At 63.4% G+C, this 23,838-nt stretch carries 24 protein-coding genes, 1 tRNA gene and 1 riboswitch; of the genes, 15 read left to right on the forward strand and 10 right to left on the reverse strand.

What is annotated here, in order from left to right:
- The first annotated feature begins 4 nt into the window (after positions 1-4).
- The 7 genes from HAV21_RS20125 to HAV21_RS20155 all read left to right on the forward strand — a co-directional run bounded on the left by HAV21_RS20125 (position 5) and on the right by HAV21_RS20155 (position 7,639).
- Positions 5-982, forward strand: coding sequence for an ROK family protein (locus HAV21_RS20125; RefSeq protein WP_166842927.1), 978 nt, complete (start codon positions 5-7; stop codon positions 980-982).
- A gap of 22 nt (positions 983-1,004) precedes the next feature.
- Entirely contained in the window at positions 1,005-1,691 is a 687-nt protein-coding gene (locus HAV21_RS20130) for an N-acetylmannosamine-6-phosphate 2-epimerase (RefSeq protein ID WP_166842892.1), read from the forward strand.
- A 71-nt stretch (positions 1,692-1,762) separates the two neighbouring features.
- On the forward strand, positions 1,763-3,220 hold the full coding sequence (locus HAV21_RS20135; RefSeq protein WP_166842893.1) for an NAD(P)/FAD-dependent oxidoreductase: 1,458 nt from the start codon (positions 1,763-1,765) through the stop codon (positions 3,218-3,220).
- 71 nt (positions 3,221-3,291) lie between these two features.
- The gene (locus tag HAV21_RS20140; RefSeq protein ID WP_166842894.1) at positions 3,292-4,113 is read left to right on the forward strand and encodes an ABC transporter ATP-binding protein; all 822 of its coding nucleotides are present in this window, start codon (positions 3,292-3,294) and stop codon (positions 4,111-4,113) included.
- Positions 4,110-6,146 carry a YhgE/Pip domain-containing protein gene (locus tag HAV21_RS20145; protein WP_166842895.1) on the forward strand — a complete coding sequence of 679 codons (2,037 nt, stop codon included), beginning with the start codon at positions 4,110-4,112 and terminating at the stop codon, positions 6,144-6,146. Before HAV21_RS20140 ends, HAV21_RS20145 begins: the two co-directional genes overlap by 4 nt.
- Entirely contained in the window at positions 6,143-6,802 is a 660-nt protein-coding gene (locus HAV21_RS20150; protein WP_142936612.1) for a TetR/AcrR family transcriptional regulator, read from the forward strand. The genes HAV21_RS20145 and HAV21_RS20150 overlap by 4 nt, the downstream gene beginning before the upstream one ends.
- A 138-nt stretch (positions 6,803-6,940) precedes the next feature.
- The gene (locus tag HAV21_RS20155) at positions 6,941-7,639 is read left to right on the forward strand and encodes a hypothetical protein (RefSeq protein WP_243753399.1); all 699 of its coding nucleotides are present in this window, start codon (positions 6,941-6,943) and stop codon (positions 7,637-7,639) included.
- A 51-nt stretch (positions 7,640-7,690) separates the two neighbouring features.
- Here the strand turns inward: HAV21_RS20155 and HAV21_RS20160 are convergent, their stop codons facing one another.
- On the reverse strand, positions 7,691-8,656 hold the full coding sequence (locus HAV21_RS20160) for an EamA family transporter (protein ID WP_166842897.1): 966 nt from the start codon (positions 8,654-8,656) through the stop codon (positions 7,691-7,693).
- A gap of 21 nt (positions 8,657-8,677) precedes the next feature.
- Between HAV21_RS20160 and HAV21_RS20165 the strand changes: the two genes are divergently transcribed.
- Positions 8,678-9,595, forward strand: a complete 918-nt coding sequence (locus HAV21_RS20165) for a LysR family transcriptional regulator (protein WP_166842898.1) — start codon at positions 8,678-8,680, stop codon at positions 9,593-9,595.
- Positions 9,596-9,656: 61 nt separating this feature from the next.
- Here the strand turns inward: HAV21_RS20165 and HAV21_RS20170 are convergent, their stop codons facing one another.
- Both HAV21_RS20170 and HAV21_RS20175 read right to left on the reverse strand, forming a co-directional pair.
- Positions 9,657-10,181 carry a histidine phosphatase family protein gene (locus HAV21_RS20170; protein WP_142936616.1) on the reverse strand — a complete coding sequence of 175 codons (525 nt, stop codon included), beginning with the start codon at positions 10,179-10,181 and terminating at the stop codon, positions 9,657-9,659.
- Positions 10,182-10,356: 175 nt separating this feature from the next.
- Positions 10,357-11,223: a winged helix-turn-helix domain-containing protein gene (locus HAV21_RS20175; protein WP_142936617.1), complete on the reverse strand. Its 867-nt coding sequence runs from the start codon at positions 11,221-11,223 to the stop codon at positions 10,357-10,359.
- A 624-nt stretch (positions 11,224-11,847) separates the two neighbouring features.
- Between HAV21_RS20175 and HAV21_RS20180 the strand changes: the two genes are divergently transcribed.
- From HAV21_RS20180 to HAV21_RS20195, 4 genes are all read left to right on the forward strand, one after another.
- Positions 11,848-12,588, forward strand: a complete 741-nt coding sequence (locus tag HAV21_RS20180) for a response regulator transcription factor (RefSeq protein ID WP_166842899.1) — start codon at positions 11,848-11,850, stop codon at positions 12,586-12,588.
- A gap of 21 nt (positions 12,589-12,609) precedes the next feature.
- Positions 12,610-14,139, forward strand: coding sequence for a HAMP domain-containing sensor histidine kinase (locus HAV21_RS20185; protein ID WP_166842900.1), 1,530 nt, complete (start codon positions 12,610-12,612; stop codon positions 14,137-14,139).
- Between the two features lie 74 nt (positions 14,140-14,213).
- Positions 14,214-14,394: riboswitch (cyclic di-AMP (ydaO/yuaA leader) on the forward strand.
- 5 nt (positions 14,395-14,399) lie between these two features.
- Positions 14,400-15,263 carry a hypothetical protein gene (locus HAV21_RS20190; RefSeq protein WP_166842901.1) on the forward strand — a complete coding sequence of 288 codons (864 nt, stop codon included), beginning with the start codon at positions 14,400-14,402 and terminating at the stop codon, positions 15,261-15,263.
- Between the two features lie 210 nt (positions 15,264-15,473).
- Positions 15,474-16,310, forward strand: coding sequence for a glycosyltransferase (locus tag HAV21_RS20195; RefSeq protein WP_166842902.1), 837 nt, complete (start codon positions 15,474-15,476; stop codon positions 16,308-16,310).
- A 15-nt stretch (positions 16,311-16,325) separates the two neighbouring features.
- Here HAV21_RS20195 and HAV21_RS20200 read toward each other — a convergent pair whose 3' ends face one another.
- Genes HAV21_RS20200 through upp form a run of 4 tightly spaced genes read right to left on the reverse strand, consistent with a single transcriptional unit; the run spans position 16,326 to position 19,578 of the window.
- Complete coding sequence (locus HAV21_RS20200; RefSeq protein WP_166842903.1) at positions 16,326-17,717, reverse strand: aminotransferase class V-fold PLP-dependent enzyme; 1,392 nt, start codon at positions 17,715-17,717, stop codon at positions 16,326-16,328.
- A 51-nt stretch (positions 17,718-17,768) separates the two neighbouring features.
- A complete protein-coding gene (locus HAV21_RS20205; RefSeq protein ID WP_166842904.1) occupies positions 17,769-18,473 on the reverse strand; it encodes an HAD-IA family hydrolase in 705 nt (234 codons plus the stop codon).
- Between the two features lie 45 nt (positions 18,474-18,518).
- The gene (locus HAV21_RS20210; RefSeq protein ID WP_142936624.1) at positions 18,519-18,896 is read right to left on the reverse strand and encodes a glyoxalase superfamily protein; all 378 of its coding nucleotides are present in this window, start codon (positions 18,894-18,896) and stop codon (positions 18,519-18,521) included.
- 46 nt (positions 18,897-18,942) lie between these two features.
- On the reverse strand, positions 18,943-19,578 hold the full coding sequence (upp, locus tag HAV21_RS20215) for a uracil phosphoribosyltransferase (protein ID WP_142936625.1): 636 nt from the start codon (positions 19,576-19,578) through the stop codon (positions 18,943-18,945).
- A gap of 22 nt (positions 19,579-19,600) precedes the next feature.
- Between upp and HAV21_RS20220 the strand changes: the two genes are divergently transcribed.
- A complete protein-coding gene (locus HAV21_RS20220; RefSeq protein WP_166842905.1) occupies positions 19,601-20,113 on the forward strand; it encodes a nucleoside deaminase in 513 nt (170 codons plus the stop codon).
- Positions 20,114-20,134: 21 nt separating this feature from the next.
- Here HAV21_RS20220 and HAV21_RS20225 read toward each other — a convergent pair whose 3' ends face one another.
- The 3 genes from HAV21_RS20225 to HAV21_RS20235 form a co-directional block, all read right to left on the reverse strand.
- On the reverse strand, positions 20,135-20,956 hold the full coding sequence (locus HAV21_RS20225; RefSeq protein WP_166842928.1) for a glycosyltransferase family 4 protein: 822 nt from the start codon (positions 20,954-20,956) through the stop codon (positions 20,135-20,137).
- A gap of 184 nt (positions 20,957-21,140) precedes the next feature.
- Entirely contained in the window at positions 21,141-21,539 is a 399-nt protein-coding gene (locus tag HAV21_RS20230) for a 6-carboxytetrahydropterin synthase (protein ID WP_166842906.1), read from the reverse strand.
- Positions 21,540-22,556 (reverse strand): zinc-binding alcohol dehydrogenase, encoded by a 1,017-nt coding sequence (locus tag HAV21_RS20235; protein ID WP_166842907.1) that lies wholly within the window; start codon positions 22,554-22,556, stop codon positions 21,540-21,542.
- Between the two features lie 127 nt (positions 22,557-22,683).
- Between HAV21_RS20235 and HAV21_RS20240 the strand changes: the two genes are divergently transcribed.
- Together HAV21_RS20240 and HAV21_RS20245 are read left to right on the forward strand one after the other, a co-directional pair.
- Positions 22,684-22,773, forward strand: a tRNA-Ser gene (locus HAV21_RS20240).
- 284 nt (positions 22,774-23,057) lie between these two features.
- Complete coding sequence (locus tag HAV21_RS20245) at positions 23,058-23,831, forward strand: hypothetical protein (protein WP_166842908.1); 774 nt, start codon at positions 23,058-23,060, stop codon at positions 23,829-23,831.
- Positions 23,832-23,838: the final 7 nt, after the last annotated feature.

Raw genomic sequence — 23,838 nt, forward strand, 5'->3', positions numbered from 1 at the left:
TTCCATGACCCACGTGATCGGCGTTGACCTCGGCGGCACCAAAACCGCCGCCGGGGTTGTCTCCTCTTCTGGCGAGGTGTTGATGTCGGACACCATTCCGACGTCGAACCGGGCCGGTGGCGAAGCGATCCTCGATGCCACCGCTGCGCTGATCACGGGTTTGGTGGAGCGCGCTGCCGACGCCGGAATGTCAGTTTCCGGCGTCGGCGTCGGCTCCGCTGGGGTCATTGACGCTGTTGCTGGGACCGTGGTGTCTGCGACCGACGCGATTCAAGGCTGGGCAGGGACTTCGCTTGTTTCGGGGCTTTCATCCCGTCTTTCGCTTCCAGCCACCTCCGTGCGGGCCGTCAATGACGTTCACGCCCATGCCCTCGGTGAGGCCTGGCTGGGCGCCGCCGCCGGATCCTCAAGTTCGCTCATGGTGGCGTTCGGAACCGGCGTGGGCGGGAGCTTCGTGCTGGATGGTTCACCTGTTCTAGGGCACCGCTTTGTGGGCGGGCATGTGGGGCACTTCGCCTCGCCTTTGGCGGTTTCCGACGGTCTTCCGTTGCCTTGTGTTTGCGGTTCGGCCGGGCATGTCGAGGCCATAGCTTCAGGCCCCGCGATGTATGAGGCCTTCCTGCGGTTTGGCGGTTCTTCCAGTGAGGTTTTGGACACTCGTGGCGTGTTCGCTCTGGCCGCTTCAGCTCACGACGGCGGTGCTGGCGCTGCCACCGCTGGTGACCGCACCGCCGCCTTGCGCGCCATTGACGTCGGCGCTTCCGCCGCTGGCCAGGCCGTGGGCGGGCTCATCAACATCCTTGACCCTGAAACCGTGGTGATCTCCGGTGGGTTGGCCGACGCCGGCGAACTCTGGTGGAAGCCCATGGAGACGGCGCTACGCAGAGAACTGCTGACACCACTGGTTTCTGTGCCCGTTGTTCGGGCACGCCTCGGCAACACCGCTGCCATTGTTGGCGCCGCGAAACTCGTTCTTAAGTAGTCCGTAAGTAAAGGCAGACACCATGATTCTCACCCCCGAAAGCCTCGAAGCTCTCCGCTCTCAGTTGATCGTCTCCTGCCAGGCCTACCCCGGCGAGCCCATGCGCGATCCCCGCACCACTGCCCAAGTAGCGGCCTCCGCCGTCATCGGTGGCGCTGCGGCGATCCGCGTCCAAGGTTTGGCCGACGTGCAGTTCGCTCGTGCCGCCGTCGAGGTCCCTGTTATTGGTCTTTGGAAAGACGGCCATGACGGCGTTTTCATCACCCCCACCCTTCGCCATGCCTTGGCCGTTGCCAATGCGGGGGCTCATGTGGTGGCGATCGATGGAACGCGCCGGGCCCGTCCGGATGGGTTGTCCTTGGCCGCCACTGTTGCCGGTATCAATGCAGAATCCCATGCGCTGGTGATGGCCGATTGTGGTTCGTTCGATGACGCAGTGGCGGCGGTCGAAGCGGGTGCGGACCTCATTGGCACCACGTTGTCCGGCTACACCGGCGAGCGCGCCAAGACTGACGGTCCGGACCTGGAGCTTCTGGAGCAGATCGCGTCTGCGGACCTGGGCAAGCCACTCATCGCGGAGGGCCGCATTCACACCCCGGCCCACGCCCGCCAAGCCCTCGACGCGGGTGCCTTTGCCGTGGTTGTTGGTACCGCGATCACCCACCCGGCGTCGATTACGGGCTGGTTCAAGGGCGCGATGCACGCGTAGCCCTGCAAACCCCACGCAAACCCTGCAGAACGGGCCTCACAACGCGCGGGGAGCGGTTGTAGGCTTTCCCCATGACTGCCGAGAGCTCCCGGGAATTCGATGTAATCGTGATCGGCGCGGGCGCCGTTGGAGAAAACGTGGCGGACCGTGTGGTCCGTGGCGGGCTGACGGCGGTGATCATCGAGAGCGAGCTAGTGGGCGGAGAGTGTTCCTACTGGGCTTGCATCCCTTCCAAGGCGCTCCTCCGTCCGGGTAACGTGCTCCACGCCGCCCAAGTGGTGCCCGGAGCCAAAGAGGCGATCACTGGAACCGTGGATGCCGGGGCTGCCCTTAAGCACAGGGACTGGTTCACCAATAATTGGCAGGACGGCAGCCAGGTTGAATGGTTGGACAGCGCCGGGATCGAGTTGATCCGTGGCAGGGGCCGAATTACTGGCCCCCGCGAGGTCCAGGTGGATGGACTCGATGGCAACAGTTACGCGCTCAAAGCCCACCATGCCGTGGTGGTTGCAACGGGGTCAACTCCCACCATCCCGGACATTGACGGCCTGAGCGACGTACCTTTCTGGACTACCCGCGGCGCCACGGCGGCCAAGGAAGCCCCAAAGCGCTTTGTGGTCCTGGGTGGTGGTGTGGCAGGGGTGGAGATGGCGCAGGCGTTCGCGCGCCTCGGCTCGGACGTCACCCTCATCGCCCGCGGTCGACTACTGAGCAGCTATCCGGAGGAAGCCGCCAACCTGGTGCTGGCCGGGCTTCGCGCCGACGGGGTGGCTGTTCATGTCCACACCGACGTGGAGAAAACGGAGGAGAACGACGACGGCTCCGTGACAGTCGCGTTCGACGGCAAATCACTCACGGCCGATAAAGTCCTGGTTGCCTCCGGGCGGCACCCCGCCCTGGCCAATCTGGGCCTGGAAAATGTTGGCGTTGAAGCACAGGACGGCAAACCCCTTCGACTCACAACGGATGCCAGCGGCTTGGTGGAAGGCCCTGCCAGCGATGGCACCAGCGGACTGTGGCTTTACGCCGCCGGGGACGCGGCTGGCAAGGTGCTCCTGACCCATCAGGGTAAATATGAGGCGCGCGCAACCGGTGACGCAATCGTCGCAAGGGCTAGCGGCAAACTCGTCGGGACACCCAAACCGTGGAGCCCGTGGGCCCACACGGCAAACGACCACGCAGTTCCGAGCGTGGTGTTTACAGATCCTGAGGTTGCCTCGGTTGGCCCGAGCCTGGAACAGGCTCTGCTGCAGGGCAAGAATGTCACGGGCGTGGAACTCCCTATCAACGTCTCCGGCTCGCAGTTGCACTCCCCCGACTACAAAGGCTGGGCCCAGATAGTGGTTGATGAGGACAGGAAGGTCATCCTGGGAGCTACTTTCGTGGGTCCGGGCGTTGCGGAACTCCTTCATTCCGCAACCATTGCGATCGTGGGCGAGGTGCCGTTGGACCGGCTGTGGCATGCCGTTCCTTCCTACCCCACCATCAGCGAGGTTTGGCTGCGGCTCCTGGAAAAGTACGGGCTCTAAATTTCTATTTGAACTGACCAGTCAGTTTAGTTAGACTTTCAGCAGACACCATTTCTGCGAAAGGCTTCATTGTGCTGTCCGTACAGCAACTTCAGATCAACGGCCGCCGGGACGATCTCCTCCCGGCAACGTCACTTCAAGTCCGCCGCGGCGAACTCCTGCTCGTGGCCGGAGAGGGCCAGGACCAGCGGACAGCTTTGGCGTTGGCTTTGAGCGGCCGCATGAAGCCAAGCAACGGCGTCCTCAGCTGGGACACCACCACCAAGACCAAGAAGATCCGCCTCGCCAGCGCTTTGGTGGACTCCCCCGGCGTCAACGAACCCGAGCAACACCTCAGCGTCCGCGACCTCGTCACCGAGGACCTCTCCCTGATCCCCCGGCGATACCGCGGCGCACTGCTGAGTAAACCGTGGCTGAAGGTCAACAGCTTCGAGGACATCGCCGGACTCTGGATAGAACAAATTCCCGCCGGCCGCCGGCTGGAACTCCTCACTGCACTGGCCTTGGCTGATCCAGCCACGGACCTCCTGGTAGTGGACTCCCCTGACCGCCACAGTGCCGATCCCGCGGCTTGGTTGCCCCGGCTTCAGGCATTGGCGTCCGACGCCGGGCGGCCGCTTGCCGTCGTCGCCGTCGTGGGTGCCCTCCCGGAGACCTGGACCGGAGCCGCGGCGGTGATCGGAAACTCAGTGACGCATCCCCCTGAACCGGAGGCGGAACCCACGCCCGCCGCACCGCAGGCCACCCGGCCCGAGCCGGCAACCGCCGTCGAACCCCAAACAGCGGACGAACCCAAGGCCAAGCACGCGGCCGAACCGGCACCCGAAACATCCGCAGCCCTCAAACCCGCTGCCCACACTGAATCCGAAAACCTTCAAAGGACTGCAAAGTGACTGTTCTGCGGCTGGCCCGCTCCGAACTCAAGCGCATGACCGGCGGGCTCCTGCCCAAGCTGACCATCCTCGCCCTGACCATGGTCCCGTTGCTGTACGGTGCCGTGTACCTTTACGCGAATTGGGATCCGTACGGCAACCTGAACCAGATCGACGCCGCCTTGGTGGTTGAAGACACGGGTGCCACCTCAAAAGACGGCACGGAACTCCAGGCCGGCAAAAAGGTGGCAGACAGCCTGATTGAGGGCCACGTTTTCAACTGGAAGCAGGTGTCCAGCGCTGAGGATGCAGATGCTGGCGTTCGCACGGGTGAGTACGCCTTCGCCCTGCGCATCCCCAAGGATTTCTCCTCCAACTTGGTCTCCCCCGGGAGTTTCGACGCCGCCAACCAGGCCATGCTGCACGTGACCACCAACGATGCCAACAACTACTTGCTGAGCACCATCGTGGACAAGCTCACCACGGCAGTGCATTCAACGGTGGCCAAGGAAGTGGGCGAGGAAACCGCCAATCAGCTCCTCACGGGCTTCGGCACCATCCATGCGTCCATCGTGAAGGCCGCCGACGGCGCCACGGAGCTGGCCACGGGCGTTGGCAAACTAAGTGACGGCGCCGCGACACTGCACACCGGCACCACCCAGCTGGTTACCGGCGCGGACCAACTCGTGGCCGGGCAGACCCAGTTGCGCGATGGAGCCGTGCAGCTGAACACCGGTGCCGGCCAGCTCAGTTCCGGCCTCACGGAGCTCAGGAACAAGACCGCTACCCTTCCAGCTGATTCGCAGAAACTCGCTGATGGCGCCGCCCAAGTAGCCGCCGGAAACGCCGAGCTGAACGCGAAAGTCCAGGACGTCGTCGGGCAGCTTGAAGCGGCAGACCAGGGCCTCCGCACCCGCGTGGTGGAATCGAACGCGCGGCTGGTGGCGGCCGGTGTGCTGACGCAGGAGCAGGCCGACAAGGTGTTGGCCGACTTTGACTCCGCAGCAGCGTCGGGCCCCGTCACCGATGCAAAAGCAAAGATTTCCGGTGACGCTGCCAAAATCCAGCAGCTCTCCGACGGTTCAGCCGCTGTGAGCGCAGGCGCAGCCAAGCTCGCCGCCGCCACACCAGCGCTGACCGACGCGATCTCGAAGGCCGCAGACGGAGCCGGGCAGCTGAACGCGGGCGCATCAACGTTGGCCGCCGGGCAGCAGACCGCCTTGGACGGCGCTGCCAAGCTCGACGACGGTGCCCACCAACTGGACGACGGTGCAGGCCAGCTCGCCAGCGGCGCAGTGACCGCATCCGATGGGTCACATACCCTGGCCACCGAGCTTGCGAAGGGCGCAGGAGACATCCCCAACCCCAACGATGAGCAAAAGAACAGTGTGTCCAAGGTGATCGCGGACCCGGTGGCCGTGGACAACGTGTCCCAGGCCAAGGCCGGATCCTATGGCGCCGGGCTGGCACCCTTCTTCCTGACCCTGGCCCTCTGGATCGGCGTGTTCATGCTGGTCCAGGCCATGCGGCCCATCACCCAACGGGCCTTGGCCTCGAACGCCCCCGCCTGGAAAATCGCCGTCGGAGGCTGGCTGCCGTTCTTCGTCGTCTCGGTGCTGCAAGCCACCATCCTCACCCTGGTGGTTGACCTCGGCCTGGGCCTCAACCCCGCGCATCCCATCGGAATGTGGCTGTTCATGCTGGCGGCCGTAATGGCGTTCAGCGCGATCATTCAGGGCATCGTGGCGCTCATGGGAACTCCCGGAAAGTTCGTGGTTCTAATCCTGTTGGTGCTGCAGCTCGTTTCCTCGGGCGGAACGTTCCCGTGGCAGACCACCCCCATGCCGCTCCATGTTGTGCATGAGGTCCTGCCCATGGGATACGTGGTCACCGGCATGCGACACCTGATCTACGGTGGTGAGCTCAGCATGATCTGGCCCACCGTACTGGGTCTGCTTGGATACACTTTGCTGGGAGCGGCACTGTCAACGCTCGCCGTCCGCAAGCACAAGATGTGGACCCTCAAGACGCTGAAGCCGGAGATTGCAGTATGAGCACCACCGAGCCGGTCCCTTCCGCCGCCGATTCCCAGGGAGGCGAACCAGGCCCTGCCGGGAAAAAACTACGTCCCGGCCGCACCAACGCCACCAAGCAGCGCCTGTTCGAGGCCTCCATGGAGCTGATCGGCGAGCGCGGCGCTGCGGGGGTCACCGTGGATGAGATCGCGGCCGCTGCGGGGGTGTCCAAGGGAACGGTCTATTACAACTTTGGCAGCAAATCCGATCTGATCGCACAGTTGCTGCGGCACGGTGTGGACATCATGCTGGTCCGGCTGCAGGACGTTCGGGGCAACAGCAACGACCCCCTGGAGTCCATGACCAACATGGTGGGGCAGGCCATGGAGTTCATGGACGACTACCCCTCCTTCGCCCGGCTGTGGGTCAGCGAAAACTGGCGCACTCCCGGGGAGTGGAGTGCCGTGTTTGCCGAGCTCCGGGCTGAACTTCTGGCCGTGATTGGCTCGGCTGTGGAGAGCGTTGCGGCGGGCTACAAGGTGGACGAATCGATTGCACGGGGTTCTTTGGAGGCGGCGATCTTCGGTGCCATCTTCGTGGTGGGCCTGGACCGGCAGACGTACAACCCGGAACGCACCCGCGAGCAAAGCGTTGCGGCCGTGATGACCATCATGCACGGGTACGTCATCAAGTAACGCTGCCTCTCCTGGCGTTGTGAGGCCCGCTCTGCAGGCCTAAACCCGCGCGAACCCTGCAGAGGAGGCCTCGCAACGGTACGCAATTGGAATCTGAAGCGGCGTGGCGTGGCCACTTGGTCGGCGATGATTAACCTCATGCGTCACATGGGGAACAGCGGGAAGCTTGCGGTGGTGTCCGCGTTCGTCTCGCTCGGGCTGTTAGTGCTGGCCGCAGTAGTGCTGGAGGAACTGGTGTTGTACCTGTTCCTGGGCTCCGTGCTGATCTGCTACCTGGCGTCCCTGATCCAAGTGTTCAACCGCCGACGCTATCTGGTGATCCTGCTCGGCGCAGTGGGCACCAGCTTGTTCATCGGGTGCAGCATTGCGTTCTTGCGGATGTGGGGCATCGCATTTATCCAGGACGCCGCTGCGCTGGGCAGTGCTCCCGCCGGCGGTGCTCAAGCCGGCGGTGCTCCAGCCGGCAGTGGTGCACTGGGCGGCCCGGCCATCCCGGCCAGCACCCAGGACTCGGACATCTATTTCTACTTGGCCGTGGCAGCCGGCATCGGAACGCTGGCGGTGCTGTTCCTCGGAGCAGTGGTGCCGTCGTTTGGTTCGCGGGCTGCGGCGCCTCACAAACGCCCCTCGACGCCGGTGAAGCGAACCCCGGCGCCCCGCAAACCAGCCTCCCGTCCGGCCACACCTGCCAAACGTCCGGCTGGTTCGTCCCCAAGGCCACCCACTGCAACCAAGGCTCCTGCAGTCAAGCGCCCCGCACCGCGTACGCCAACAACGTCAGCCAAGCGGCCGGCGTCGAGCGCTTCTGCCCAGCGCAAGCCGGCCCCGAAGCGCTAACGCACCTCCGAACGTGCGTTGCAGGGCCCGCTCTGCTTGCTTACGCGGGATCTATAGGCGCAGAGCGGGCCTCACAACGGGAGTTTCCGGGCGGATTTTGCGTCCGGCACCCAGGACGGCGGTGGCAACGCCCAGGAGGAGGATCAGCCCGCCGAGGATCTCGGTCAGTGTTGGAATCTCGTTCAAAACAAGCCACGCGGCCGTCATCCCCACCACAGGGACCAACAGCGTGAAAGGCACGACGTCGGAACTCGGGTACAGCGACAACAGCCGGTTCCAGATGCCGTAGCCAATCAGGGACGCGAACACGGCCGTATAGATGGCACTCAGGATGGTAGCGGGCTGCAGGTCGGTGAGAGTGGCCCACACGATGCCCGGTCCGTCCACCAGCAGCGACAAACCAGCCAACGGGACCGGCACCACGGCACCGGACCACACCACCAGGCCCAACCCGGAGGCGGCTTTGGAATGCCGGGCCACCACGTTGCCGACCGCCCAGGACAACGCCGCGGCCAGGACAATCATGAGCGGAAGCACCGGCGCCACGGCGCTGCGCCCCACCGCCACTACTGCCAAGCCTGCGATGCCCAGAGCCACGCCCGCCAATTGGCGGCGGCTCGGCTTCTCACCGAGGAACCTCGCCGCCAGCAAAATGGTGAACAGAACCTGCGCCTGAAGTACCAAGGACGCCAAACCTGCGGGCATCCCCAAGGCCATGCCCAAGTACAGGAGGCCGAATTGGCCGGCACTCATGAAGAGCCCGACGCCGACAATCGCCTTCCAGCCCACGTCCGGTTTGCGGATGAACAGGATGAAGGGAAAGACCACCAGCAGGAAGCGCATGGCGACGAAGAGCAGCGGCGGGACTTCCCTGCCGTTGGTGTGCAGGCCGAGGTCTATCGCGACGAAGTTGATGCCCCACAGGACAGCAACTACCACGGCAAGGGCGGAGTGGCGAAGGTTCACACGTACACTCTGGCCTTCTTTTGGTTGAAGCACCAGCGTTGAATTCAACATGGAACAGCGTAGATTTGCTTCATGATCGACATTTCCTCCCTGAGGGCCTTGGTGGCCGTGGAACAGCACGGCTCAGTTGTGGCGGCGTCGGACGTCATGGGTTTCAGCCCTTCAGCCATTTCGCAGCAAATCAAGAAACTTGAGAAGCAGACCGGCGTCACCGTGCTGGAACGCAATGGCCGCGGGGTGCTTCTCACGGAACGCGGCCTGGCTTTGGCGGGCTATGGCAGGCGGATCATGGGCGAGCTCGAAGAACTCCAGGCCACACTGCTGGCCGATCCCGCGAAACCTTCAGGCCTCCTGAGGCTCGTTGCGTTTTCCACAGCCTGCCGAGGCCTGGTGGGACCGATGCTGGGGCGCATGGCCACCGCCCACTCCGCGTTGGACATCACCGTGCTGGCCGAGGATCCCCGCGAGGCTGTACAAAGAGTGGCATCAGGCGAAGCGGAACTCGCGGTTGTCCATAACTGGAACTCGGTGCCCTTGGTGATCCCGGAGAACCTGGTGCTTGAGGACCTCTGCATCGACCAAGCCGATGTCCTCGTCAACAGCACCCACCCACTTTCCGGAAGTGCCGCCGTCGAGCGTGAAGACCTACTCAACGAAACCTGGATCAGCACCCCGGCAGGAGCCATCTGCAACGAAGCATTGCTGCAGATCTTTGCCGGGCTGGGCAAGGTCCCCGATATCCGCGTTTACGATCCCGATTTCTCCACCCACATCGCCATGGTGGAACAAGGCGTGGCCGTGGCACTCGTTCCGAGGCTCGGCAGGCCACCGCTTCCCGCCGGCGTGGTTGCCATCCCGGTGATCAACCCAGTGCAGCAACGGTCCGTGGGCGTGGTGTACCGGAAGACGATGACCGCCAGCCCCAACATCCGAACCGCGGTGCGAATGCTTCGCGAAGTCGCGGGCGGACTTCCCCTGCCACAGGGGTGACCAGGAGCGATCACGGCCACACAGTGGGCACGGCGAAGGCGTAGCGGCTATTTCGCAGGACCTACTTGCGGGGAACCGCGAAGTGCGTGAGCCGGGCGTCCTGCCCGTCCAGCTCAGCCCACGATTTTTCCGTTTCCATCACCGTCAACGCACTGGTTGGGTACCTGGTGGCGGCATCCATATAGGCGTCGTGGTCAGAGTCGCGCGACGCCAAGTGCATAGCCAGATCCTGGACTCCAGGCATATGCGAGATCACCATCAGTGTGGTCACAGTGTCCGGGACGTGGTTGATGACCGTCAACATGCGGTTGGCCGAGGCGGAGTACAGGCCGTCCTCAAGTTTGGGCGTCGGTGCTTTGTCGCCCAGTTCGTCGCACACCCAGGTGCAGGTCTGGCGGGTTCTTAATGCTGACGAGCACAGAATGAAGTCAGGCACCACGCCCTGCTGGAGCAACCATTTGCCGGCCAGCGGAGCCTCCCGGTGCCCGCGCTCCTCCAAGGGGCGCTCATGATCAGGCACGCCGGTAGGCCAATCAGCCTTGGCATGCCGCATGATCACCAGGCGCTTAATGTGATGGTCACTCATAACCCAACCCTATCCGCCGCAGGCCCCCGTGGCTTCCTGACCTTCTTTGGGAAAAGAACAGCCCTTGGTCAACCTGATGTGGTTGACCAAGGGCTGTTGGCAGATCAATGAGGGTCAGGACCGCACGCAGCGCCGGCGCCCGCCGAGGCCAGTACTCTCCTGGGCTGCGTGGTGCTTAGATCGAGTATTCCGGAGCGGCCCAAACAATAACTTCGGGGTGCTCGTAGAAACGGTAGCCCTGGCCGCGGACCGTGCGGACCGTGTTGGCGAGGCGGCCGAGCTTGGAGCGGAGACGCCGGATGTGGACGTCGATGGTGCGCTCGTTGGGTACCTCTTCGGCGTTGCGCCACAGTCCCTCAAGCAGTTCGTCGCGGCCCACGGTGCGGGTGCCGTTTTCGACGAGGTAGTTGAGGAGTTCGAATTCCTTGAACGTCAGGTTCAGCGATTCGCCATCCAGGTGCACTTCGCGGCGGGCGAGGTCAATCAGCACGCCGGACGGACGGGATTCCTGCTGCGGCGCCGGACGGGCAGCTTCGGTGCGCTGGCGTGCGGCAACAGTGGGGTCACCGAACGTGGAACGCACGACGTCGAGGGCTGACCCGGGTGCCCCGGCGGGGGCCACTGCGACGGCGGCATAGCTTTCCGCGCCGGTCACGAGGGACTGGGCGTAGGCCCGGATTTCCTGGGCGAGCTTGGCGATGGATGTTCCTGCAGCGGCAGCAGTTTCTTCGTCAATTCCCATGTACAGGACAAATCCGCGGGCCACGTTGTCGTTGGCGACGGGGCGGAGTTTGTCCGACTGGGCAATCACAGGAGTGGGTGCAGTCATGGGTGCCGGCTCGGCCGTGGGGACTGCGCGCAACTGGCCGTAGGAGTTGGGGTTGTAGCCCTGGGGCACATAGCCGGGGGCCTGCTGCCCGGCGCCTTGGGGAGCCGGAGAGTAGCCGGGGCGGCTGCCGAAGCCGGGGCGAAGCCCTGCGTTTGACGCTGCCTTGTTGGCGTTACGGACGGAGATGTGGACGTATCCAGATGCAACTGACATGGAGTGCTTACCTCAAAAGTGAATAGCCGTCATCGCGGCTTCGAATGCTGATTGTCCCCGCAATGAGTTTGGGGAGGGGCGCCCAACGCTGGGCTAGGGGGCGAATGCCTGAAACTTCTTGGGGTGGAAAGTTAGGCTTGCATTCGACAACAGCGGTCATCATGGCCAGCGGGTTCGCTGGGCCAGGTTGCTGCGGCTGCAGGTGCTGTTGAGTTCTTGTTCACATTGGAAGTGTGCAACGTAACAATGGCAACACGCAAGTAACAAAGCGTCGAACCGTCCACATTTTGAGACGTTGAGGTCTATTGTGCCGTAAATCACAATTCAGCCGGGCCTATAAATGAATGGCATTTCATTCGACCCCAACAGGGATTATTCGCCATCAAGTGAATTTTCTTCGGTGAACAGGGCCAGAATGACGCGTCGGTTCCCGCGAACGGGCATGCCGCGGAATCTCACGATCTGAAACAGTTGTTGTCCAATCACACTAAATGGCAGTTCAACAAATTTCCCGAAAAAATCTGCTACAAGCTGTAGAAACAGCTCTCTCGCTAGTGTTGGGTTCACAGCGTCCTCACAGGACCGGCAAAGCGCTGGCTAACCAGCAGAACGGAGAGTTGTCCCATGGCCTCCTCGCACTCCATGACCAACAACCTTCCCCAACTTTCCCATCCGGACGGCTCCGCCATCCGCGCCCTTGTGGTGGACGATGAACCCAGCCTCGCCGAGCTCATGAGCATGGGACTTCGAATGGCGGGCTGGTCCGTGGCCGTGGCCGGGGACGGACCCGGGGCCGTAAAGCTGGCCAAGGACTTTCGCCCTGACGTGCTGGTCCTGGACGTCATGCTGCCCGGCTTCGACGGCGTGGAGGTCCTCAATCGCATCCGCACCTTCGCCCCGGAAGTTCCCGCACTGTTCCTCACCGCCAAGGACGCCGTGCAGGATCGGATCGTTGGGCTCGCCGCCGGAGGGGACGACTACGTCACCAAGCCCTTCAGCATGGAAGAGGTCCTCCTACGCCTCCACCGTCTGGTCCAGCGTTCCGGGGTGGCGGCCATGGACACTGCCGAGCTTGTGGTGGGAGATCTCACGCTGAACGTGGACACCCGCGAAGTCACCCGGGCAGGCGAGGACATCCCGCTCACAGCCACCCAGTTTGAACTTTTGCGCTACCTCATGGAAAACCCCAAACGGGTGGTCAGCAAAGCCCAGATTCTGGACCGGGTGTGGGACTACGACTTCGGTGGCCAGGCCAACATCGTGGAACTCTACATCTCCTACCTACGCAAGAAGATCGAAGCCAACCATCCGCCCATGATCCACACCATCCGTGGCGCCGGGTACGTCATCAAGCCAGCGGACTAAGCGTTGAGCACACTGTCAGGAGTGGCCAAAAGCTCCCGTATTCCCGGAAATCCACAGCGCAGCTGGCTGAACCCGTCCACCTGGCACCTGCGGACACGCCTGGTCCTGGTGGCCATGGCGCTCCTGGTGGCCATCTGCGGAGCCGTGGGCATTGTCAGCTACGCGTCCATGGACATGGTCTTCAACAGGCAGCTCGATAGGCAATTGGAGCAAGCGTCCAGCCGCGCGACCGACTTCGGCAGGCCGCCGTCGAACTTTCCCACGAACCCCTCCGGAAGGCCTGACCCGCTGGAGGCGCGCGGCCAGGCCGCGGGAACGCTCAACGCGAGGATCGACGGCTCAACCGTGAGGAGTTCGGGGCTCATCGACGCCCAAGGCAACCGCGTTTCACTTTCCGCAGCCGATGAGCAGGTCCTGTTGTCGCTCCCCAAGGACAACGTGCCGGTGGATCGATCCCTGTCCAATGGTGACTACCGGCTGGTGGCAGTGGACACCTACGGTGATGTGATCGTGACGGGGCTGCCCTTGGCGGACAAGCAAAGCGCCGAGGCCTCGCTGGTGTGGACCATGGTGTTGGTTTCGTTGGGCGGATTGGTACTGATCGGCCTCGCCGGAACAGTAATCATCCGGCGGACCATGCGGCCGCTTGAGCAGCTCTCCGAGGTTGCCACCAAGGTTTCGCGCCTGCCCCTCGACGCCGGGGAGGTGGCACTTGCGGTACGCGTACCGCCGTCGGCCGCTCATCCCGGAACGGAAGTTGGAAGCGTTGGCCATGCTCTGAACCAGATGCTGGAGAACGTCGCCAGTGCGTTGGAAGCACGGCAGGAAAGCGAAACCAAGGTGCGTCAGTTCGTCGCTGATGCCTCACACGAACTCCGCACACCGCTCACCGCGATCCGAGGCTACACGGAGTTGCTGAGGATGACCGAGACCTTCACCGACGATGGCCGCAAGTCGCTGGCAAGGGTCCAAAGCCAATCCGAGCGAATGACCACGTTGGTGGAGGACCTTCTTCTGCTGGCGCGCCTGGACGAGGGCCAGCCCGTGAAAGTCGAGGACGTTGACCTGACCCAGTTGGTGATCGAAACCGTCAGCGATGAGAAGGTCATGGCGCCGGATCACATCTGGCACCTCCAGCTCCCCGATGAACCTGTGACGGTTCGCGGCGATGTAACGCAATTGCACCAGGTGCTTGCCAACCTGCTGTCCAACGCGCGCAAACACACCGATCCCGGCACCACCGTGGTGACAGGCGTCATGCTCTCTGCTGATGGCAGCGCAGTGGTAACAGTCACGGACAACGGCCCGGGCATTCCGGTCGATTTCCAAGGCCGGATCTTCTCCCGTTTTGCCCGCGCTGATGCCGCGAGATCGGGTTCTGAAGGCACCTCGGGACTGGGCCTTTCCATTGTGGATTCGATTGTTGCCGCCCATGGTGGCACCGTGGAGGTGACGTCCAGGCCCGGGCGCACTGAGTTCGCGCTGCGACTTCCCACGGTAAGCACCGGAGAAAGTCAGGCACGCCGGCAAGGCGACTCACCGGCGTCGTGATCTCTGTTACCTAAATGTGACTTCTGAAGAAACCTCCTGTACCGTCGAAAGGGTGGGTTTCCCCAAGGACCCACATCCGGGATGCGCCGAGCTCTGCCACTTCCCGGAGTCCGTTCTTCTTTGAGGCAGAGACGGGGGACCCACAGTCTCCGGGCCTGGCAATGTGCCGCCCTAGGGGTGAAGCCGCAGCGTGACGCGCGGCCGGATGACCTCATCCGAACCCGACAGCTAACTCCGCAGGCGCTGAGAGGTCACACAACATGTCTGAATTTAACGATCAGACGCGCCCTTCTGCGCGTCACCGCGACGAACACAACGCACCGCTCACCAAGTCGCAGTCCGTCCTCAAGAACGCTGCCCGCCAGGGTAAGTCCGGCCACCGCATGTCAGTCGTAGCCGGCGTTGTTGCAGCCGCACTGGGTGTTGCATCGCTCGGAACCGCCGCAAACGCCGCGTTGACTCTCCCTGAGGCGAGCCGCGTTGCCGGGACCCAGGCTGCTGCCCAGGTCAGCGCCAACAAGTCAGCTGAAATCTCCGCTTCCTTGGATGCTGCCGCCGCCAAGGGCGCAGCTGACCGGGCTGCCGCGGACAAGGCAGCTGCTGAGAAGGCCGCTGCCGACAAGGCTGCCGCTGACCAGGCCGCTGCTGAGAAGGCTGCCGCTGACGCTGCAGCCAAGCAAGCCGCCGACGCCGCTGCCGCCCAAGCCGCAGCTGAGAAGGCTGCCGCTGACGCTGCAGCCAAGCAAGCCGCCGACGCCGCTGCTGCCGCCGCCGCTGCGGAAGCTGCAGCTGCCGCAGCCGCCCCGAAAGCCGTGGACGACCCCGCCGCCGCCAAGGCCTACGCCGCCAGCATCCTGGGCAACTACGGCTGGAGCGCAGCTGAGATGACCGCACTGAACACCCTGTGGGAGAAGGAATCCAACTGGAGGACAACTGCCACCAACGCTTCCAGCGGCGCGTATGGCATTGTCCAGTCCCTCCCGGCCGGCAAGATGGCCTCCGCTGGTGCTGACTGGCAGACCAACTACCAGACCCAGATCAAGTGGGGCCTGAACTACATCAAGGAGCGCTACGGATCCCCGTCCGCCGCTCTGGGCTTCCACTTGGCCAACAACTGGTACTAGCCAGACCGCTTCATTGCCGCGCCCGTTCCCGCCGTCCGCCCCAGTACCCACTGGAGCGGATGGCGGGAACGGGTGCGGCTTTTGCTGTTTCACAGGCGCCACCCGTGGTTCACAGGCGCTGCCCATGGTTCACAGGCGCCACCCGTGGTTCACAGCGCGGTCACAGCCTCCGCCTAAAGCCCACATAATCGGCCGTTGCATGCTGGACATATGACGCTCACAGCTCCCCGGCCAGCACTGCATAGGACGGTGCAAGGCCCTCCCGCCAGCACACCCGCGCTGGCTCCCGTCCTGGACATCGCCATACCCGTGTTCAACCAGGAAGTCCGCCTGGAAGAAGACGTTCGCAGGCTACACGGGCACCTTGCAGACACTCTTCCGCACACCTTCCGGATCACTGTGGTGGACAACGCCAGCACGGACGGCACCCTGCGGATCGCCGAACGCCTGGCGAGGGAATTCCCCGAGCTTATGGTGGTCCGTCTTGATCGAAGGGGCCGCGGAAACTCCCTCCGTAAGATCTGGTTGTCCTCCGCGTCACCGCTGCTTGCCTATATAGACCTGGACCTGTCCTTCGACCTTTCGGCCGTGGCTCCTCTTCTGGCCCCGCTGATGTCGGGCCACTCAGACCTCGCTGTCGGCACGCGTCTGGCAAAGGCTTCGCACGGGACATTTAGCCACCACCGTGACGTCATTGCACGCGCCTACAATTTTCTGTTGCGCGTCCTGACGGGAGCGCGCTTCTCCGATGCTGAGTGCGGGTTCAAAGCCATTCGTGCCGACGTCGCCCGCCAGCTGCTCCCCTACACCCGCGATGAAGCATGGTTTTTCGACACCGAACTGCTGATCATCGCTGACCGCTCCGCTCTGCGCATTCATGAGGTGCCGGTGGACTGGAGCGACAATCCCGACTCAAGTGTCGACGTCGTACGTACCCTTTTGACCGACCTCAAAGGGTTGGCGGGGCTGACCCGCAAACTGCGCCGCGGGACAATTCCCGTCGCCGGGCTTCGCGCCGAACTGGGCCGGGGCCCTCACCGGCACTGAACTTTCCGAAGAGCGCTACGCCTCCGGTTCGGCTTCCACCGCGCCCCGTACGGCCGCGATGGACGCGGCCACATCACCAGCGTCCGTGGTCCAGTTGCTCACAGAGATCCGCAGGATCTCACGTCCTCGCCATGACGAACCGGACATCCACACCGCGCCCTCGGCCATGAGCCGCTGGGTGATGCGGTGCGTGCGATCGTCACTGCCGAAACTCACGGAGACCTGCGTGAACACGACGTCGTTAAGCACTTCCACTCCCGGGATCGCGGATAGTCCTTCAGCCAAAGCACGGGCATTTGCCGCAAGACGGTCCACCATGGAAATCACGCCGTCCCGGCCCAGCTGCCTCAGTGCCGCCCACACCGGAATGCCGCGGGCGCGGCGGGACATCTCCGGAACTTTCTCGAAAGGGTCCCCCGGTCCGGCATCAGTGGCTATCAGGTAACTGGTGTGAACACTGAAAGCACGCCTCAAGGCTTCCGGGCGGGCCACGATTGCCAGGCCACAGTCGTAGGGGACGTTCAGGGTTTTGTGTGCGTCCGTTGCCCAGGAGTCGGCGTCCTCAACACCGGCCAGCCGGGTACGCAGCGTTGGGCTCACAGCCGCCCACAAACCAAAGGCGCCGTCCACATGTACCCATGCACCGCGATCGTGGGCCACGGCTATGGCCTCCTCCATGGGATCAAACGCACCGGAGTGGAGGTTGCCGGCCTGCAGGCAAACCAAGGATGGCCCCGGCTGCTGATCCATGGCATCGGCCAAGGCATCGGGAAATATCCTGCCCTCGGAGTCGGCGTCTACCGGAACGCATGCGCCCAAGCCCAGGTACCGCAACGCGAGATCGACGGCCGCGTGCCGTTCCCGTCCTGCAAAGGTTGTGATGCGCGGTGCCCCGTTGAGGCCGAGTGCTTCGAGGTCCCAGCCCGCCTCGTCCATTAAGTACTGGCGGCCAGCCGCCAGCCCCACAAAATTGGCGGTGGTGGCGCCAGTGGTGAATCCGACGTCGGCGGTGGCGGGCAGGTGCAGGAGGTCCAAAAGCCAGGCGGCGGCAGATTCTTCAATCGCGGCGGCGGCGGGGGTGGCGAACCGGAGCCCGGTGTTCTGGTCCCAGGCGGAGACGAGCCAATCGGCGGCCATGGCAGCAGGGAGGGTTCCGCCCATCACCCACCCAAAGAATCGACCGGACTGGATCGCCATGAGCCCGGGCTCAGCCAGTGCGGCGAGCTCATCAATGACCTCTGCGGCATCGGTGGCTCCGTCCGGGAGACGCGGCAGGATGCTCCCGGCCACCTGATCGGCATCCGAGGAAGGACGGACAGAACGGGTAGGGACAGACGCAAGCCAGTCACCGGCGTGGACCATAGCCCGCTCCAATGCAGCACCGTACGCCTCCGGCATCGCAGACATGCGCACAGCCTACGCCCGGTTCACTGCGCCGAACAGACCGGGCAGAAAACCTTAGAGCGTTAGCGTCAGGAGGTGCCCGCCGTCGTCGTCCTTGACCGCTGTGACCGTCACTGCGGTGTAGTCCGGGATCCGCCACATGCCCGGTTCCAGGTCCGCATCGTGCCTGGCAGCGGCCTTGCCCACCACAACGGTCCGCATTCCCGCGGCACGGGCGGCCGCAATACCGGCAGGCGCGTCTTCGAAAACCACGACGTCGGCCGGGTCGGCTCCCAGGAGCGCCGCCGCCTTAAGGTACCCCTCCGGGTGCGGCTTACCGCGGGTGACTGACTCGGCGGTGACCGCGGTGGACGGCATGGCGAGCCCGGCCGCCTCCATGCGGATCCCGGCAAGGATGCTGTCGGCGGAGGTGACAAGCGCGATCGCTTCATCGGGCAGCGCGGCCAGCACGGCTGCCGCGCCGGGGAGGGCGATCACGCCATCCGTCCGGGACCGTTCCATCTCGCCAAGCTCAGCGGTCAAAGCTTCAAAGTCAGCACCGGCGGGCGCGTACCGGCGCACGGTGTCGCCGGCTTGGACGCCGTGGGAGGTGCGGAGGATCTCGTCGAAATCCAAGCCGTAGCGGTCGGCGAACTCGGACCACACCTGCTCCACGATCGCTGTTGAATCAACCAGTGTGCCGTCCATGTCAAAGAGGATGGCGCGGGCGGTCAACGTAGACGTCTCAGCGGGGAGAGCGGGTTCGGCAGGATGGCTCATGGTTCCATCCTGCCGCACGCTGTCTGCCACCCGGCGAAGTGTGACTTAGCCGTTGGGCCTCTGAGGCAGGTACTGCACCGCCCACTGGTTGCCGTCAGGGTCCGCGAAGTAGACAAAGTGGCCCCAATCCTGGACGTCGACGTCGCTAACATCCACACCGTTGGCCTTGAGGTGATCATGCGCCTTATTGATGTCAGCCACTACCACTTGCAGATTGGGCGCCGAGCCTGGAGGGGCGTCGGTGAGGCCCTCACCGATAGCGATGGAGCACGCAGAACCCGGAGGCGTCAGCTGAACGAAGCGGATGCCATCAGTGGGACGCTCATCGAAGTCGGCATTGAAACCAACCTTGTTTACGTAGAAATCCTTCGCGCGGTCGACGTCGGAGACAGGTACAAATACCAGTTCAAGTTTCCAGTCCATGCGCCACAGGCTAACCAAGCCCGACGAAAACCGGTAGGGGGCTCCCTTAGCCCGCCACGCCGTAGAGGCGGTCGCCGGCGTCGCCCAGGCCGGGCACAATGTACGACTTCTCGTTGAGCTTCTCGTCAATGGAAGCCAGAACTACCTTCACGTTGGCGTCTGCGAGCTCTTCTTCCAGCTTTGCCAGTCCTTCCGGAGCAGCCAGCAGGCAGATGCAGGTGACGTCCGAGGCGCCGCGCTTGAAGAGGAACTTGATGGCCTCGCGCAAGGTGCCGCCAGTTGCGAGCATAGGGTCCAGGACAAAGATCTGGCGGCCGGTGAGGTCCTCGGGGAGGCGCTCGGCGTACGTGATGATGTCCAGCGTTTCCTCGTCCCGGGCCATGCCCAGGAAGCCCACTTCAGCGGTGGGGACCAGCTTGGTCATGCCCTCCAGCATGCCGAGGCCTGCGCGCAGGATGGGGACCACCAGCGGCGTGGGCTTGGTGAAAGCCGTGCCAATGGTGGTGGTGACGGGGGTTTCAATCTCCACTGGCTGAGTCTTGACCTCGCGGGTGGCTTCATAGGCCAGGAGGGTGACGAGTTCTTCAGTGAGCTGCCGGAAGACCGGTGAAGGAGTGTTCTTATCCCGCAGAACGGTGAGCTTGTGAGCGACCAGCGGGTGGTCCACGACGAGTGTGCGCATCCCCCAAAACTATCATTGAGACATGAGCGCCACCGAGCCGTATCACGCAGATCACCTGGCCTGGATGGGCCTTGCCCTGGACGAGGCCCGGTTGGCGTTGAAAACTGACGACGTCCCCATTGGCGCCGTGGTGTTGGGGCCCGACGGCGGCGTGCTGGGTTCTGGCCGCAACGAACGGGAGGCTCATGGAGACCCGACCGCCCACGCTGAGGTGGTGGCCATCCGCGAAGCTGCCGCTGCGCTGCGTCAGCGCGCTCACGATGCGGGCAGCTCGGGCGACGGCTGGCGGCTTGAGGATTGCACCTTGGTGGTCACCCTTGAGCCGTGCGCCATGTGTGCCGGCGCTATTGTTCTGGCCCGGATTCCGCGCGTGGTGTTCGGGGCGTGGGACGAGAAAGCCGGAGCCGTAGGGTCTGTTTTCGATATCCTTCGCGAGCGCCGCCTCAACCACTGGGTAGAGGTGTACGCGGGTGTTCGCGAGGAGGAATGCGCGGGCCTGCTCAAGGACTTTTTCGCTTCACACCGGTTGCCCTAGCTCGTAGTGCGTTGGAGGGCTTCAGCGTTGGAGGGCCTCAAGGACGGTGGCTGCGGTGGTGTCCCAGCCTTGGAGGTGGTCCCGGGCTCGGAGTGCGCTGTTGCGCCAACGCTCTTGGAGTGCGGGGTTGGCGAGCCAGTTCCTGAGGGTGTTGGTGAGCAGGCCGGTTTCCTGCAGATCCAGCGCCGCGCCCGCCCCTGTGTCACCCAGGGCTTCCTCTGCTCCTGTCCCCTGCCGCACAAGCACGGGGATGCCATGAGCCAACGACTCCGACACCGCCATTCCATAGCTTTCGGAGCGTGAAATAAGGACACTGAGGTCAGCCCTGCGCCACTGATCTTCAAGAGCCTCGCCGGTCAACTCTCCGGTGACGCTGATGCGGTCTTGGAGCACGTGATGCTCGACGGCGTCCCTCACCTCGGCTGCGTACCTCGGGTCAGCGTCGTTGGAGCCGATGAGGGCTGCTGTCCACGGTTCGTCACGTATCTCGCTCAGCGCCTCCACCAAGAGTGTCTGGCTCTTATTGGGCAGCAATGCTGCGACGGCGACGATATGCGGTGGCTGCGAACCCTTGGCGGGGTCTGCTTTGTCGGCCCCGGGCGTAGCGATGACGATGTCCTGTTGCCCATGCTTGGTTCGCAGTTCCGCTGCGGCATGGGCGCTGGGGCAGATGATTCCCGTGGCGGCAGCCAACGCCTTGGCCTCACGCTCGGGGTGGTCCGCCAACGCCATGTGGGACAGGATCCACACAGGGGTCCCTTTACCTACGGCACCACCGATCGCCTCTGGTGCCCCACTCGCTACCAGCCCGTCGGCGATCACTGTTGTGCCGCCGTCGAGCATGTCAGCAAAACGTTGCCGGTCCGCGAGGCTGCCAACCGGCCAGTCGCCGTCGACCGTTACAGTCTCTATTTCCGCGCCCAAAGCGGACAGGTGCCCGGCGAGCTTGGCGTTGTACTTGTTGCCGCCGGAGCCGTGCCGGACGTTCCCCGGGACCAGGAAGCGGATGCGCACTTACTTGACCGGGTTACTTGACCGGGAGCTCCAGCGAATAGCCCGCCCAAGCATCAGGGTTTTCGCGGAGGACCACGTCAATGCCGGTGAGTGCCGGACCATCCGCGGTGTCCTGGATTTGGGTGGCCATGGCGTCGGCGATGTGCTTCGCGAGCGATTCGGTGGTGGAGAGTTTGCCCTTGAAGGCGGGGTGCTCGTCCAGGTTCTTGTAGTTCAGGTCCGCGAGCACCTCCTCAAGGATGCCGCCGGCGGCACCGATGTCCAGGACGATTGCGTCGTCATTGAGATTGGGACGGCGGAAGGTGACCTCGGCCACGAACGTGGCGCCGTGGAGACCCTGGGCCGGGCCGAAGGCTTCGCGGGGAAGGCTGTGGGCGATCATGAAGTGGCGTCGGACGGTCAAGCTGAACATCTATTTATCCTCCGGGTGGGGGTAGGCGACCACGTGGCAGAAACCGCCGGGCCGTTCGAACAGTTGTGTCAGTGTGGTGGGCAGGTTCCGGAACAAGCATTCACTGGTCAGGAAAGTGTCGAAGAGCGGATCCGTCAGCTCGATTGCAGCTTGCTCGAGGCGTTGTGCGTTGCTTCGCCGGTGCCTCCTGGGCAGGGCCACGGCGCCCACCTGGCTGGAGCGGATGTTCAGCCTGCGGGCGTGGAAATCCTCGCCGAGCGGCAGGGTGACTTCCTTGTCCGCAAACCACGAAAGTTCGATCACGTCCGAATCATCGCCGGCCAATTGCAGGCTCAGCTTGAGACCTTCGTTGGAGGCGGAGCAATGGAAGACGATGTCGTTGTCGCTTTTTGCATTCACTGGTTCGACGAAGTCGACGTTGATGGTTTCTGCCAGCTTCCGCTTCTCCGGATCCGCATCCACCAACTGCAGGCGGCCCAACGGATACTTCCGCAGGAGCGTCGCCAGGACGCCACCCACCAAACCACCACCGACGACGGCGACACGGTCGCCCAGCCTCGGCCCGGCTTCCCACAGCGCGTTGATGGCCACCTCAACAATGCCCGTGAGAACGGCGCGTTTCGCAGGGACTTCATCGGGGATGGCTGTCAGTTGGTCTGCAGGGATGACGTAGAGGTCCTGGTGTGGGTGCAGGGTGAAGACCGTTTTCCCCCGCCATTCCTCCGGTCCTTCTTCCACAATCCCGACGTTCAGGTAGCCGTACTTCACCGGGCCCGGGAAGTCGCCTTCCTGGTGCGGGGCCTGCATCAGGTCAGCTACCCGCTCCGGGACGCGGCCCTCGTGGACCACGCGCTCCGTACCTCGGCTGACACCTGAGTACAGGGTCCTGACGAGGGCTTCGCCTTCTTGGGGTTTGGCGATGGTCTCGGAGCGCAGTTCGCCGTCGCCCGTCTCGGTGACCCAGTAGGCGTGAGCTTCGTGTTCGTGTTCTAGTTCGTGTTCCCGCGAAATCGTCATGGTACTTACGAATCTATCGGTGAGGCGCTGCGGACGGAAGTTGGCCCTGTTTTTACTCGTTCTTCCCGTTGGTCCGCGAGGCCTCGTTTTGGGGAACCGGCCTCAACTCCGGTACCCTATTTCAGTTGGTGACGTGTCCGAGCGGCCGAAGGTGCAACACTCGAAATGTTGTTTGGTGTAAAAGCCAACGTGGGTTCAAATCCCACCGTCACCGCCACTGAGAAAGGCCCTGCTTCCCTGTTTTTATGAGGGATGCGGGGCCTTTTGCTTAGTCCGGGTTGGGGCCGGTGGCACACCGCGTCTTGACGCGTTTTGCCTTCACCCAGACAGCGGGCGCAAGCAGGCCAAGCGCAAGAGTCTTCCTCTGCAAAAGATCGAAGCACACCTTCTTCTTGACAGTACGCATCCGGCTCAATCGAGACCATCGCCTGCTCCAAAACCACAGCGTTTTCGGCCGTGTCAGAAGGAACGCAGCGGTTTCCGTGAAGTAGCCTACGATGCATGGGGCGCATATGGAGCTACGTGTGGCGCATCGCCGTCGCTCTGCTGGCTCTGTGGCTAGTCGGGCTGAAGGCGGCTCAACAGGTAAAGTGGATCGGTCCTGACCCCTGGCTAGAGTTCGTTCTAGTCGTCGGAGCCGGAGTTCTAGTCTTCGCGGACAATATCCATGCAGTGGTCCAGTTGTATAAACGGCCGGGCGAGGAGAAGCGCCGCCGCAAGATCGAGAAAACTCTTCTCGCTTGTGTCAGAGCGCTTGGGGAAAATTCGGTCGCGCTCGATACATTCAGCCTGGGTGCATCCGTTTATGTTTACCGACGCCGCGGGTGGTTCAGCAGCAATCGACCCATGAAACGCATCCGGCGATACCGTCTCACCGAGTACCCCCAAGAGTCCATCATCAGCTGGTCAGATTCTAAGGGCGTCGTGGGCAAGGCCGCACGCTCAGGGCTTCCACAACATGCGGACTGGACAAAGGTGTCGCCCCGTTGGAACACAACCGAGACATCGGCCGTTGAAGCCTATAACCATTTGAGCCAAGATGACCGGTGGGGGTTTACGTTTGACGAATTCAGGCAGGTTGCTTCGAAATACGTCGAAGCACTCGCCGTTCCAATTTTAAACCAAAACGGGGGGAAGGTTCTCGGAGTACTCAGTATTGATGTTCCCTTCCAGGGAGGTGGGCAGGAATACTCATGCTCTCTGGACTCAGACGCTGCAAAGCGCATTGCCACGGTTTGCGCCATGGGCTTGAGGGAAGTCATAGACGGCGGTTAGCTATATC

Source organism: Paenarthrobacter sp. MSM-2-10-13 (assembly GCF_011605365.1).
Lineage (GTDB): Bacteria > Actinomycetota > Actinomycetes > Actinomycetales > Micrococcaceae > Arthrobacter.